The organism is Lentzea xerophila (genome assembly GCF_051094245.1).
GTDB lineage: Bacteria > Actinomycetota > Actinomycetes > Mycobacteriales > Pseudonocardiaceae > Lentzea > Lentzea xerophila.
Genome location: NZ_CP194934.1, coordinates 1,130,144 through 1,142,489, shown reverse-complemented (window position 1 = coordinate 1,142,489; position 12,346 = coordinate 1,130,144). Strand labels below are relative to the sequence as shown.

15 protein-coding genes are annotated in these 12,346 nt (G+C 69.4%); 3 read left to right on the top strand and 12 right to left on the bottom strand.

Annotation, left to right across the window (positions count from 1 at the left end):
- Positions 1 to 246 precede the first annotated feature (246 nt).
- Positions 247 to 591, top strand: coding sequence for a DoxX family protein (locus ACRSBM_RS05670; RefSeq protein ID WP_434440392.1), 345 nt, complete (start codon positions 247 to 249; stop codon positions 589 to 591).
- Positions 592 to 612: 21 nt separating this feature from the next.
- Here ACRSBM_RS05670 and ACRSBM_RS05665 read toward each other — a convergent pair whose 3' ends face one another.
- Positions 613 to 1,215 (bottom strand): TetR/AcrR family transcriptional regulator, encoded by a 603-nt coding sequence (locus ACRSBM_RS05665; protein ID WP_434440390.1) that lies wholly within the window; start codon positions 1,213 to 1,215, stop codon positions 613 to 615.
- A gap of 9 nt (positions 1,216 to 1,224) precedes the next feature.
- Positions 1,225 to 1,968, bottom strand: coding sequence for an alpha/beta fold hydrolase (locus ACRSBM_RS05660; protein WP_434440389.1), 744 nt, complete (start codon positions 1,966 to 1,968; stop codon positions 1,225 to 1,227).
- Positions 1,969 to 2,111: 143 nt separating this feature from the next.
- Here ACRSBM_RS05660 and ACRSBM_RS05655 point away from each other — a divergent pair, with 143 nt between their 5' ends.
- Positions 2,112 to 2,756, top strand: coding sequence for a hypothetical protein (locus ACRSBM_RS05655; RefSeq protein ID WP_434440387.1), 645 nt, complete (start codon positions 2,112 to 2,114; stop codon positions 2,754 to 2,756).
- Here ACRSBM_RS05655 and ACRSBM_RS05650 read toward each other — a convergent pair.
- The 7 genes from ACRSBM_RS05650 to ftsZ all read right to left on the bottom strand — a co-directional run bounded on the left by ACRSBM_RS05650 (position 2,744) and on the right by ftsZ (position 8,362).
- Positions 2,744 to 3,238 (bottom strand): hypothetical protein, encoded by a 495-nt coding sequence (locus ACRSBM_RS05650; protein ID WP_434440385.1) that lies wholly within the window; start codon positions 3,236 to 3,238, stop codon positions 2,744 to 2,746. The genes ACRSBM_RS05655 and ACRSBM_RS05650 overlap by 13 nt on opposite strands.
- Positions 3,239 to 3,253: 15 nt before the next feature.
- Positions 3,254 to 4,069, bottom strand: coding sequence for a DivIVA-like cell division protein Wag31 (gene wag31 / locus ACRSBM_RS05645; protein WP_434440383.1), 816 nt, complete (start codon positions 4,067 to 4,069; stop codon positions 3,254 to 3,256).
- A gap of 48 nt (positions 4,070 to 4,117) precedes the next feature.
- Positions 4,118 to 4,393: a YggT family protein gene (locus ACRSBM_RS05640; RefSeq protein ID WP_434452976.1), complete on the bottom strand. Its 276-nt coding sequence runs from the start codon at positions 4,391 to 4,393 to the stop codon at positions 4,118 to 4,120.
- Between the two features lie 19 nt (positions 4,394 to 4,412).
- The gene (locus ACRSBM_RS05635; RefSeq protein ID WP_434440381.1) at positions 4,413 to 5,066 is read right to left on the bottom strand and encodes a cell division protein SepF; all 654 of its coding nucleotides are present in this window, start codon (positions 5,064 to 5,066) and stop codon (positions 4,413 to 4,415) included.
- Positions 5,067 to 5,134: 68 nt separating this feature from the next.
- Positions 5,135 to 5,845: a YggS family pyridoxal phosphate-dependent enzyme gene (locus tag ACRSBM_RS05630; protein ID WP_434440379.1), complete on the bottom strand. Its 711-nt coding sequence runs from the start codon at positions 5,843 to 5,845 to the stop codon at positions 5,135 to 5,137.
- Positions 5,842 to 6,546: a peptidoglycan editing factor PgeF gene (gene pgeF, locus ACRSBM_RS05625; protein ID WP_434440377.1), complete on the bottom strand. Its 705-nt coding sequence runs from the start codon at positions 6,544 to 6,546 to the stop codon at positions 5,842 to 5,844. Before pgeF ends, ACRSBM_RS05630 begins: the two co-directional genes overlap by 4 nt.
- 457 nt (positions 6,547 to 7,003) lie before the next feature.
- Positions 7,004 to 8,362, bottom strand: a complete 1,359-nt coding sequence (ftsZ, locus tag ACRSBM_RS05620) for a cell division protein FtsZ (protein ID WP_434440375.1) — start codon at positions 8,360 to 8,362, stop codon at positions 7,004 to 7,006.
- A gap of 518 nt (positions 8,363 to 8,880) precedes the next feature.
- Between ftsZ and ACRSBM_RS05615 the strand changes: the two genes are divergently transcribed.
- Positions 8,881 to 9,006 (top strand): hypothetical protein, encoded by a 126-nt coding sequence (locus ACRSBM_RS05615; RefSeq protein ID WP_434440373.1) that lies wholly within the window; start codon positions 8,881 to 8,883, stop codon positions 9,004 to 9,006.
- Between the two features lie 126 nt (positions 9,007 to 9,132).
- Here ACRSBM_RS05615 and ACRSBM_RS05610 read toward each other — a convergent pair whose 3' ends face one another.
- Genes ACRSBM_RS05610 through murG form a run of 3 tightly spaced genes read right to left on the bottom strand, consistent with a single transcriptional unit; the run spans position 9,133 to position 12,346 of the window.
- Positions 9,133 to 9,882: a cell division protein FtsQ/DivIB gene (locus tag ACRSBM_RS05610; protein ID WP_434440371.1), complete on the bottom strand. Its 750-nt coding sequence runs from the start codon at positions 9,880 to 9,882 to the stop codon at positions 9,133 to 9,135.
- Complete coding sequence (murC, locus tag ACRSBM_RS05605; protein ID WP_434440370.1) at positions 9,879 to 11,246, bottom strand: UDP-N-acetylmuramate--L-alanine ligase; 1,368 nt, start codon at positions 11,244 to 11,246, stop codon at positions 9,879 to 9,881. Before murC ends, ACRSBM_RS05610 begins: the two co-directional genes overlap by 4 nt.
- A complete protein-coding gene (murG, locus tag ACRSBM_RS05600) occupies positions 11,243 to 12,346 on the bottom strand; it encodes an undecaprenyldiphospho-muramoylpentapeptide beta-N-acetylglucosaminyltransferase (protein ID WP_434440368.1) in 1,104 nt (367 codons plus the stop codon). The genes murC and murG overlap by 4 nt, the downstream gene beginning before the upstream one ends.

The window sequence follows — 12,346 nt, the reverse complement described above, 5'->3', positions numbered from 1 at the left end:
CAGATGTGACACGCGAGGACGACACGCCGATGTGGCTCGGCCTGCCGCGGTACCACCCCGCTTGCTCACCCCTCTGCTTGACGAACACAGCGGGCGAGCCTCTCGTTCTTCGGCTGTGACGGGCCGGTCCCGTCCGGTTCTACTGAGACGCTCGCGCGTCCGTTCTTCCGGAGGCTCCCCGGTGATGGCCGGATCGGTGCCTGTGGTCACCAGGGTACGGGTGCGCGCAAACCGTATGCTCGCCGGATGACGTTGACCATCGCGTTGTCGATCGTGCTGGCCCTGCTGTTCGTGGCGACGGGCGCGGGCAAGCTGTTCGGGGCGAAGGCGTCACTCGAGGCCCGCGACCACTTCCGGATGAACCCGGCGCTGTGGCGCACCATCGGCGCGCTGGAGTGGGCGGGCGCGGCGGGCCTGGTCATCGGTCTGGTCACGTGGCAATGGGTGGCGCACGCGGCCACCGTCGGGCTCGGGCTGCTGATGGTCGGCGCCACGATCACCCGGCTACGGTACGACTCGAAGCCGTCCGGCGTGGTCATGGACCTGGCGCTGCTGGCGTTGCTGATCCTGCTGCTGTTCCTGGACCGGTGAGGTGCCCGTTCTGCCCGCAGGTCAGCTGCCGACGCCGAGGCCGGGCCTCAGTCCGTTGATCAGCAGCCGCACGAGGTGCCGCACGTCGTACCGGACGCCTTTGCTCGCGTTCGCGCCGGCGCAGATGCTCCCGACGCCCCGCATCAGCTCGTTCGGGTCCTGACCGGGAACGATCTCACCGGCCGCCGCGGCCGCTTCCAGCAGCCGCGTGCACACGGGCACGAGATGTTCGAGGAAGTAGTCGTGCAGCGGGTCGTAGCACGACTCGCTCGACTGCAGCACCGACGCGAGCCCCTGCTTGGTGACGACGAAGTCGACGAACTGGTCGATCCACTTCGTCAGAGCCCGGTGGGGACTCGGTTCGGCGGCCAGCAGAGCGGGTCCGGCCTCGACGAGCGACCGCACCTGTGACCGGTAGACGGCCACGATCAGATCGGCCCGCGTCGGGTAGTGGCGGTAGATGGTCGCCGTGCCCACCCCGGCGCGGGCGGCGATCTCGCGGATCGGCGCGTCGACGCCGGAGGCGACGAACACGGCGGCCGCGGCGTCGAGCACGCTCCCGGCGTTGCGCCGTGCGTCGGCCCGTCGCCGCGGTCGTTCCGCGCTGCCGGGGGCGTCGCTCATGCCCGCATCCTAGTCAGCGGTGCCCGCCCCGGAGAGCACCCGCGAAGTGGCCGGGGCTCCGACGTCGAGCAGCAGCGCGGCCAGTTCGGCGGGCATGGTGATCATGCAGTCGTGGCCCGTCGCCAGCTCGCGCACGTCGGCCGGGTCGCCGTTCGGCTGCACGGCGGGAACCGGGCGGGGTTCGATCCCGGGCGGCTTCACCGTGCAGTGGACGTGCGTGCGCGGGATCTCGCCGAGAGCGGGGTTGTCCATGGCCACCGGCTCCCGCAGGCACAGCGCCGACTGGTCGGAGACCATGGTGTTCAGCCACGCGATGTCGGCGGCGTCGGTGAGCCCGAACAACCCGAACGGTGCGGGCGGCACGGGCACCCGCCAGTCGCTGCCGATCATTTCCTGGGGCATGGGCATGACGTCGAACGCGCTCTCACCGTCGGCAGGCACCATGGCGTCGAGGTAGACGAGCCGCGCGATCCGTTCCGGCACCTGGTTGGCCACGCCGGAGATCACCATGCCCGCGTAGCTGTGCCCGACCAGGACGACGTCGCTCAGGTCCTCGTCGACCAGCAACCGCACCACGTCGGCGATGTGCGTGCCGAGGCCTACGTCCGGCCTCAGCAGGTGGCGGGTCTCGCCGTACCCGGTGAGCGTCGGCGTGAACACCCTGCTGCCGCTCGCTCCCAGCCGCGGCACCACCCGTGCCCAGCACTGACCGCTGTGCCAGGCCCCGTGGACCAGTACGTACGTCGTCGGCACGATGTCTCCTCGACCTAAGTGGGACGCTGTCCCGTTAAAATATGGGACAGCGTCCCACTTGCGCCAGTGCCCTGGATAGATCCACTCATGGCGCACGCGGGCTCACCGCGCCAGACTTCTCGGCGAGGTGATTGGGGGATCACGTGAACTTTCTGGCACTCGCCGCTTTGCTGAGCACCACCGCCGTCGCACCGGTGCAGGCGTTCTCCTTCGAGGCCGAACCCAACGCGTGGCCGGTCCACGGCCGGTCCGCGCAGTGGTCGGCGCCGGCCGAGGAGATCCGGGTAGGACTGCGCCGGTCCGACAACGCGATCAGGATCCACGCCGAGCACAACGGCCTGCAGGACTACGTCCTGGTCGAGCTGTCCCGCCACGACGGGCAACTGATCACCGACGGCACGTACCACGACCAGAAGGTCGTCGTCCTGAACGGCGGCTACGGCTGCGTCGACAACACGGCCGACTTCACCGTCGACCGCGTCGAGTACAACGCCGACGGGTGGACCGACGTGTTCGCGGCGTCGATCACACACCTGCGGCGACCAGCCCTTCAACGCGTTCCGCGCAAGGGTCGACCTCAACCGCTGGCACGCACCAGGGGAAATCGAGCTGCGCACTGCCGCGACGGCCGGCGCATCACCAAGGGACACTTCGAAAGACCAGAAGGTCCTGGTCGTGAACTAGAGATTCGGCTGTCGTCGTGTTCCGCCTGCGGAACACGACCCCGGGAACATGGGCGACTTCCTCACCCATGCCGGAGACGTTCACTCACCCGTCAGTCCGCCTGAACGGAACGGCTCCTGCGCACCAGCACCGCGTCCGGGGTGCACAAGGCGCAAGGCGTGAACTGCAGTTGCCGTGCCTCCTGCACCGGGAGGCCCAGCGTGGGCCTCCCGGCGAGCCAGGAACACGAGCTCAGGTGGTATCGGGGCCGCTCGTCCAGCACCCGCACCTCGTCCACCAGATCGGCCACAACGAGCAGGTCCGCCGCGTCGGTGTCCTCTTCCGGTGGTTCCTCATCAGCGGGAGGCGTGTCGGCTGTCGCCGCAACCACTACCCGTTGATCATCAGCTGCTGCTAGTTGATCTACACTCTGCGCGTCGGCCGCGGGGTCCCCCGGTCGTCTCCGCCACCAGTCCCAAGCAAGGACCAGGGCGGCGAGCACGCTCGCTCCCACGGACGACCACGCCCAGATCGTGTTGGACGTGGTCAACGCAGGCACGAGCAGCCCGAGGGCAGCCAGCACCAGAAGTAGAACTACGAAGAGCACCTAGCGAACAGTAGTTCAGCCCGCTTCGGCGCGTGCGCCGAAGGAGTAGCCCTGGGAACGCCCCTCGGACGGAGCGGCCGGGCCGCGGTCCTGGAGGTCGCGCAGGGATGACTCGAGCATCGTCTTCAGTCGCGTGCGGTACTCGCGCTCGAACGTCTGCAGCTTGTCGATCTGCTTCTCGAGCGTGTTCTTCTCCTGGGTGATGTTGCCCATCACCTCAGCGTGCTTGCGCTGCGCGTCACGGTCCAGCGCGGTGGCCTTCTCACGGGCCTGCCGCTCCAGCGTCTCGGAACGCGTCCGCGCGTCGTTGAGCATGGTCTCGGCACGCGTGCGTGCCTCGTTGACCATCGTGTCGGCCTTGGCGCGGGCCTCGGACAGCAGCTGCTCGGACTTCGTGCGGGCCTCGGACAGCATGCCGTCCGCTTCGGCCTTCGCCTCGCCCGTCAGCCGGTCCGCCATCTCCTGGGCGAGACCCAGGACCTTCGCGGCCTGCACGTGGTGGTCTCCGCCACCACCAGGGGACGTCTGCTCCATCACCGACGGCGGCGGCACCGGCGCCAGGCGGCGCGGCTCCTCCACCGGCATACGGCTCGTCACGGGGCCGGACGCAGCCTTCACACGGGCGTCGTCGAGGTCGGCCCGCGTGGTCTCGAGCTGCTGGTCGAGCTGCTCGACCTGCTGACGGAGGTCGTTGTTCTCCTCGATCAAGCGGGCGAGCTCGCCCTCAACCAGGTCGAGGAACGCGTCCACCTCGTCCTCGTTGTAGCCCCGCTTGCCAATCGGCGGCTTGCTGAATGCAACGTTGTGCACGTCAGCGGGGGTCAACGGCATCGGATCACCTCTCGCACTCCTGGGCTGCGGTCATCCCACGGTTCCCCGTCACCTGGGATCTGCGAATCGCATCAGAATGATAACGACCAGCCACAGCACAATAATCGATAGGTCCAGCCCGACGCCTCCGATCCGCACAGTCGGGATCACCCGACGGAGCGCACGGACCGGTGGGTCGGTGACCGTGTAGACGGTCTCAAGCGTCACGGCTACGCCGCCCGCTGGGCGCCACTCCCGCGCGAACGTCCGCACCAACTCGACCACGACACGCGCGGTCAGGAACAGGGAGAACGCGAACAGGACGTAGAAGATGACGAGACGGATGGGGTCCACGGGGTCAACTCTAACCGTGGTTGGAGAACCCGCCCTCGGCCAGCTTCCTGCGGTCCTCCGCCGTCACGTCGACATTCGGCGGTGAGAGAAGGAACACCCTGCTGGTGATCTTGTCCATGGACCCGCGCAGAGCGAACGCGAGACCGGCCGAGAAGTCGACGAGACGCTTCGCGTCCGCGTCGTCCATGTCGGTCAGGTTCAAGATCACCGGTGTGCCGTCCCGGTAGTGCTCCCCGATCGTGCGCGCCTCGCTGTAGTTACGGGGGTGAAGCGTGGTGATGCGCGCCAACGGGTTGCCTGCCGGCTCGGCGACGGGACGCAGCCTGCTCACGGGCTCGCGCTGCGGCTCGACCGCGAGTGCGCCGTGCACGGGTGCATCGGCACTCCAGCGCCGCGTGCCCGAGGGGCTGCCCCCGCGCCGCGTCTCCGGCTCGTAGTCGTCCGACTCGTCGATGTCGGACCGGTACCCGGAGCCCTGGAGCTCCGACCGGCCCGGTGTGAACACGCGGCCGCGCCGCGGGTAGGGGTCGTAGTCGTCGGCCTCGGCCGCGTACTCGGACCGGTAGTCGCCGTAGCGACCTCGGTCGTCGTCGTAGCCGGGGTCGTCTGCGTACTCGGCGGGGACCATCCCGAAGTAGGCCTTCAGCTTGTGCAAAGCGCTCATTCCAGCCCCTCCTCGGCGGTTTCCCCACTCATAGGGACGGTGCGGACGGTCCCGAGGTTCCCGACAACCTATGGCGAGATTAGTCGCCGGCTGCCGAGCAACGCCGTTCCGACACGCACACAGGTCGATCCGTGCGAGATGGCATCTTCCAGGTCGCCGCTCATTCCCGCTGACACACGAGTAGCAGTGGGATGATCATCACGTAGGCCTGATACCACTGACGCCAACGCTTCAAACGCCTGCGAAGGCTCCATCGTCAGAGGCGCGACGGTCATCGCACCTCGCAGAATAAGATCACCCGAACGAGTGATCACGCCAGCGAGTTCCGCCACATCGGCGATGGCGATTCCGCCTCGCGACGTATCCCCGTCGATGCTGACCTGCAGCAACACGTCGAGTTTCTTGCCCCGAGCATGTGCGGCCTTCGCCAGCGCCTCGGCCAACCGCACGCTGTCGACCGAGTCGACCTGATCCGCCCACTCGACGACGGACTTCGCTTTGTTGCGCTGCAATCGCCCGACCATGTGCCATCTCGCTTCGCCGAGATGTCTCAATTGGCCGACCTTCGCACTCGCTTCCTGGTCCCGGTTTTCCGCGAAGTGCCGCAACCCGAGCTCGTAAAGGATCTCCACATCGCTGGCCGGCCAGGTTTTCGTCACCGCGAGCAACATCACTTCGTTTCGCTCACGGCCCGCCGCCTCGCACGCCTTCGCGATGCGTTCCTCGACCTCCGCGAGGTTCGCCTTCAGCTCGTCGGCGCGGTTCACTGCCCGGTTCACGGCTCGATCCAGACCACCGACGCGAGCCGTCCCGTCGGCGCCTGCCGCCGGTGGCTGAAGAGATCCTTCTCCTCGAACGTGCAGCGCGGATCCACACCGATCTTCCCGACCCCGGCACTGGCGAGCTGGTTCCACAGCCCGGCACGGAGGTCCAGCGCGGGCGTGCCCTTCCGCGACTTCGACGCACTGCCCGGCAGGTGCTTCTCGACGTCCTTCCGCATGTCGGCGGGCACCTCGTAACACTCGCCGCAGACCGAAGGCCCCAGCAGAACCTCGATGCGCTCAAGTTCTGCCCCGAGCGCCATCATCGCCTTGAGAGCCTCGACGACCACACCGACCCGCGCGCCGACCCGCCCGGCGTGCACCGCGCCGACGACCCCGGCCTCCTGATCGCCGAGCAGCACCGGCACGCAGTCCGCCGTCAACACGACAAGCCCGAGACCGGCCCGTTTCGTCACGACAGCGTCGGTGGCCTCGAGCGGCTCGTCCTGAGGGCCGTCCACCGTGGCGACCGTGCGACCGTGCACCTGCTCCATCCACACCAGTCGATCCGGCGTCAGCCCGATGCCCTCGGCGAGCCTGACCCGGTTGGCCTCCACCGCCTTCGGGTCGTCTCCTACGTGATCGCCGAGGTTGAACGACTCGTACGGCCCCTTGGACACCCCACCGGCGCGGGTGGTGACAACACGACGAATGCGCACGCCTACACCCTAGTTCGCGCCGATCGCCCTGCTCTGGCCACGCCCTGACTGGCGGTCGCCGGCGCATCAGGGATGGGCTGCGCGTCCGCATGCCCCCGACCGGCGGTCGCTGGCGCACCCAAGGACGGGCCTGCGCGCCCGCACACCCCAACCGGCGGTCGTCAACGCACCAGGGCGGCCTCCGCGCCGCCCGGCCCGGAACCGCAGGCTGACGCAGGCGTCCCCCCGAACGGAAGACCCCCTGAGCCCAAACGCTACTCGAGGGGTCCGACAAGATCAGGAACCGCGGAATTGCCGGTCCGGGCGAGGTTCAGGCGAGAGCTGGCAAGGCGAGGCCGACCTGGCAAGGCGAAGCTCAGGCGAGGCCGAGACCTGGCAGAGGCAAGCCCAGGCAAGGCCTGAGGCCCTGACAGAGGCAAGGCCCGGCCGAAGCCGGGCCACCTCCACAACTACACCGTCACCGCCGCATGAACGGCGGCACATCCACCTCGTCATCAGGGTCGTCCGTCACGGGAACCGGCCGCGAAGGCAGGGACCCGTTCTGCGACAGCGACCGAGGCACACCCGGCACGTACCCGTTGCCCTGCGAGGGCGAAGGCTGCAGAGGCACCGACGTCGGAGGCTGCGACACCGGCGGCTGCGACACCGGCGGCGCCTGCCGGACCTCCGGCTGCACCGGCTGGACAGGCTGCGCCTGCTGGGCCTGCTGGGCCACGGGCTGGGCCGGCGGCGCCTGCACCACCGGAGGCGGGGTCTGCGCGACCGGCTGCGGCACGTGCGTCGGCGCCGCGGAAGCCGAGGCGATCGGCCCGGTGGCCGTCCGCTGCGGCGAGGACAGCGCGGTCGGCTCCAGCTTCTTGTGCGTCGGGCCGCCGCTGTCGAACCCGGCGGCGATCACCGTGACCCTGACCTCGTCGCCGAGCGAGTCGTCGATGACCGTACCGAAGATGATGTTCGCGTCCGGGTGCGCGGCCTCCTGGACCAGCGAAGCGGACTCGTTGATCTCGAAGAGGCCCAGGTCGGATCCGCCGGCGATCGACAGCAGCACGCCGTGGGCGCCCTCCATCGAGGCCTCCAGCAGGGGCGAGTTGATCGCCTTCTGCGCGGCCTGGACGGCTCGTCCCTCACCTCGGGCCGAGCCGATGCCCATCAACGCCGAACCCGCGCCGGACATGACCGACTTGACGTCGGCGAAGTCCAGGTTGATCAGACCGGGGGTCGTGATCAGGTCGGTGATGCCCTGGACACCGGAGAGCAGCACCTCGTCGGCCGACCGGAACGCGTCCATGAGGCTGACACCGATGTCGCCCAGCTGCAGCAGCCGGTCGTTCGGGATGACGATGAGCGTGTCGCACTCGTTGCGCAGGGCCTGGATGCCGTCCTCGGCCTGCTTGGCGCGGCGCTTGCCCTCGAACGAGAACGGGCGCGTCACCACACCGATGGTCAGTGCGCCGAGCTTGCGGGCGATCGAGGCCACCACCGGCGCGCCGCCGGTGCCCGTGCCGCCGCCCTCGCCGGCGGTCACGAAGACCATGTCGGCCCCCTTGAGGACCTCCTCGATCTCCTCACGGTGGTCTTCGGCGGCCCTGTGCCCGACCTCGGGGTTCGCACCCGCGCCGAGGCCACGCGTCAACTCGCGGCCGATGTCGAGCTTGACGTCGGCATCAGACATCAGCAGGGCCTGTGCGTCGGTGTTCACCGCGATGAACTCGACGCCCTTGAGCCCGACCTCGATCATGCGGTTGACGGCGTTGACACCGCCACCACCGATGCCGACGACCTTGATCACCGCGAGGTAGTTGTGCGGGGGCGTCATCGGATCCGCCTTCCTGATCGTGGTCCGTGCTGTGGTGCTGGGTGGTGATGCACCCGGATTGAAACTCTCAACCTCTCGTCGAGGTCCAGAGTTATGTCAACCCCGTATGTTCCTGCTGGACGGTAAGCACCGGCGGTGCGTCGGTCCAGCAGCCACGCCGTAGGGTCCCAACACTGTGCGCTACTACTCCCCGGTCGTGCCGTCAAGTAGCGCGTACGGTCCTGAGGACGACGCACCACAAGCGTAGTCGGACTCCGAATCGGAGATCGTCTCGCCCGTCCAATCGACGATTTTCCACCCGCGGCGCCCGCCGGTCGCCGGTCGATCCGTCCGGCGGCCCCAGACGATGTCCACTGACCGGCCTCCTCGACGACCGGAGCGGGAACGTCCCTTGTGGACGATCCAGTCGGCCGGCACGCCGCCTCGAGTACTTCCTTCGGGTGACAACGATCAATGTGGCTAATACGGAGAGCAGCACTCCGATGACCACCGTAGTCGTTCATCACAGGAGGCACGTCTTGGCAGCCGCACCCGCATCCGTGCGTTCGCTCTTCGTCGAAGCGATCGTGTTGGAACTCGTGACGAGCAGGCTGGGCAGCCTGGTCGTGCGGGTCGCGATGGCCCGGCTGAAGCCGAACGGCTGACCGGCGAACTCCAGGAGAATCTTTTGTGCTCCCAGCCGAACCCCCGGCGCCTGCACCGGCGTCCTCGCCGGTTCCCCACGCCGTCACGGCCGCCGGCACCGCGTCCGTGACGTGCGAACCGGCAAGCTAGGACACCGTGGCCAGGTCCGGCGACGACACGTCGTAGGTGGTGCCGGGCCGTGACAGGAGCACGAGCAGCACGGCCGCCTTGCGCGCCGTGTTCTCGGAGCTGCCCCACTTCACCACGCGGTTCCCGCTCAAGGTCAGCGTCACGTCGGCGCCGGACGTGGCGGCCACGGACACGACGTCGGGCCGCAGCTTCTCCGGCAGCTCGTTCAGCACTCCGACCACGGCGCGCGTGGCCGGGTCCGCGGGCGACGGCGCGGCGAGCACCAGTTCGGGCACGCCCGGTGCGGGCGCCGGCAGGACCGCGTAGTCCTTACCGGTGGAGTCGACCAGGTGGAAGCCGTCGGGCAGCTTCACCGAGCCGACCGGAACCCGTTCGGTGACGAGCAGCCGCACGGTGCCGGGCAGCTGGCGTTCGACCTCGACAGCGGCGACGCGCGGGATGCCGGCGACGCGGTCGTGGATGCCCTCCAGGTCCAGGCGCGCCAACGGTGATCTGGACGCGATCGCCGCGACGTTGCGGACCTCGTCCTCGGTGAGCACGGCGTTGCCGCGGACGTCGACCTGGCGAACGCCGAGCAACGGCGTGAAGAAGACGCAGTAGACCAACGCCACCACGGAAAGCAACGTCAGCAGCGCGACCAGGCGGCGGCGCAGGATCACCCTGCGCCGCGCCCGGTACTCAGCACTCTTCGGTCTCCGGTTCGCGGAGCGAACTCGCGTGGACCTGCCGCGAACCGGTGCGCTCATGACAGCGCGCTGACGATCTCGGGGCCGAGCATCGTCACGTCACCCGCGCCCATGGTCACGACCAGGTCGCCCTCGCGGACGAGCGAGGCCACCAGGGCCGGTACGCGGTCGAACGACGGCTCGTAGTGCACGGACGCCGTGACCTGGTCCGCGACCAACGCACCGGTCACGCCCGGCTCCGGCTCCTCGCGAGCGCCGTAGACGTCCAGCACGACGACCTCGTCCGCCAGCGACAGAGCGGCGGCGAACTCGGTGGCGAACGTACGGGTGCGCGAGTACAGGTGCGGCTGGAACACCACGACGACCCGGCCGGCACCCGCCACCGGACGTGCGGCCCGCAGCTGCGCGTCGACCTCGGTCGGGTGGTGCGCGTAGTCGTCGTAGACCGACACACCACCGGCACGGCCCTTGAACTCGAACCGCCGCCGCACGCCACCGAAAGCGGCGAGGCCTTCGAGCAGCCCGGCCTGGTCCGCGCCCAGCTCGAGACCGGCCAGCAGAGCGGCGATGGCGTTCAACGCCATGTGCTCACCCGGCACCGCGACCCGGACCTCGACCGCGACGCCGTCGATCTCGACCGACGCCAGGCCACCGGACTCGAGCGGCTTGTAGTCGACGAGACGCGCGTCCGCGGCGGAACGGCCGTACTCGCGCACGCGAAGCCCGCGGGACCGCGCCTCCTCGATCAACCGAGCCGCGCCGGGATCGTCCACACAGGACACCAGCACGCCACCCGGCACGATCCGGTCGAGGAACGAGTCGAACACGGCCGTGTACGCCTCAACGGTGCCGTGGTGGTCGAGGTGGTCGGCCTCGACGTTCGTCACGACGGCGACCGACGGCGAGAAGAACAGGAACGAGCCGTCGGACTCGTCCGCCTCGGCCACGAACACGCCGCCGGTGCCCTGGTGGGCGTTGGCGCCGGACTCGTTCAGGTCACCACCGATCGCGAACGACGGGTCGACCCGGCAGTGCTGCAACGCGACGGTGAGCATCGACGTGGTCGACGTCTTGCCGTGCGTACCCGCAACACACACAACGCGGTGGTCTTCCATCAACGCCGCGAGAGCCTCGGCACGGCGGAGCACGGTGATGCCGCGCTCCCGCGCCGCCGCGTACTCCGGGTTCGTGTCCTTGATCGCGGTCGACACGACGACCTCGGTCGGGCCGCCGGCGAGCTGGTCCAGGTTCGCGGCGTCGTGGCCCACGGCGATGCGCGCGCCCTGGGCGCGCAGTGCCAGCACGGTCCGCGAGTCCTTGGCGTCCGAACCGGACACCTTCACTCCGCGGGCCAGCAGGATCCTGGCGATGCCGCTCATGCCGGCACCACCGATGCCGACGAGGTGAACGCGTTCGAGGCTCACTTCTTGATCACCTCCAGCACGATGCGGGCGAGGACCTCGTCCGCCTCGCGACGGCCGGTGCCGAGCGTCGCCGCGGACATCTGAGCGAGGCGGTCACGGTCGGCCACCAGCGGAACGACCAGCGACGCGACCTGCTGCGGCGTGAGCTCGTGGTCCGGCACCAGCAGGCCGCCGCCGGCGGACACGACCGGACCGGCGTTCAACGCCTGCTCGCCGTTGCCGTGGGGCAGCGGCACGAACACCGCGGGCAGGCCGACGGCCGACACCTCGGCGACGGTCATCGCTCCCGAGCGGCACAGCACGGCGTCCGCCGCCGCGTACGCCAGGTCCATGCGCTCCAGGTACGGCACCGGCACGTACGCCGGAGCGCCCGGAACCTGTTGCACCGCAATGTTGTTCTTGGGGCCGTACGCGTGCAGCACGCCAACGCCGGCTCGCGCGAACTCGGCCGCGACGGGCGCCACGGCCTCGTTGATCGAACGCGCGCCCTGCGAACCGCCGAACACCAGCAGCGTCGGCGCGTGCGGGTCGAGGCCGAAGAACCGGCGGGCCTCGTCGCGCAGCGCCGCGCGGTCCAGCGACGTGATCGACTGGCGCAGCGGGATGCCGATGACCTCCGCGTCGGCGAGACCCGAGTCCGGCACCGCCGCCGCGACGTGGGCGGCGAACTTGGCGCCGACCTTGTTCGCGAGACCGGCCTTGGCGTTCGCCTCGTGCACGACGATCGGCACGCGGCCGCGTGCGGCCAGGTACGCGGGCAGCGCCACGTAACCGCCGAAGCCGACGACGACGTCCGCGCCGACGCGGTCCAGCACTTCACGCGTCTGCTTCACCGCACCGCGCACGTTCAGCGGCAGCTTCAGCAGGTCCATCGTGGGCTTGCGCGGCATCGGCACCGGCGGGATCAGCTCCAGCGGGTACCCGCGGGCCGGCACGATCTTGCTTTCCAGACCGCGTTCGGTGCCGAGCGCGACGACGCGCGCGTCCGGTCGCAGCCGCATGACCGCGTCGGCCAGCGCCAGTGCCGGCTCGATGTGTCCGGCGGTGCCACCGCCGGCGACCACGACGCACGGACCACTGGGGGCAGGGTGCCCGGTCAA

What these genes read in the sequence shown, in the direction of transcription:
- ACRSBM_RS05670 (WP_434440392.1), top strand. Translation starts at nt 247, where the DNA reads ATGACGTTGACCATCGCGTTGTCGATCGTGCTGGCCCTGCTGTTCGTG.
- ACRSBM_RS05665 (WP_434440390.1), bottom strand. Translation starts at nt 1,215, where the DNA reads ATGAGCGACGCCCCCGGCAGCGCGGAACGACCGCGGCGACGGGCCGAC.
- wag31 (WP_434440383.1), bottom strand. Translation starts at nt 4,069, where the DNA reads ATGCCGTTGACCCCCGCTGACGTGCACAACGTTGCATTCAGCAAGCCG.
- ACRSBM_RS05635 (WP_434440381.1), bottom strand. Translation starts at nt 5,066, where the DNA reads ATGAGCGCTTTGCACAAGCTGAAGGCCTACTTCGGGATGGTCCCCGCC.
- ftsZ (WP_434440375.1), bottom strand. Translation starts at nt 8,362, where the DNA reads ATGACGCCCCCGCACAACTACCTCGCGGTGATCAAGGTCGTCGGCATC.
- ACRSBM_RS05610 (WP_434440371.1), bottom strand. Translation starts at nt 9,882, where the DNA reads ATGAGCGCACCGGTTCGCGGCAGGTCCACGCGAGTTCGCTCCGCGAAC.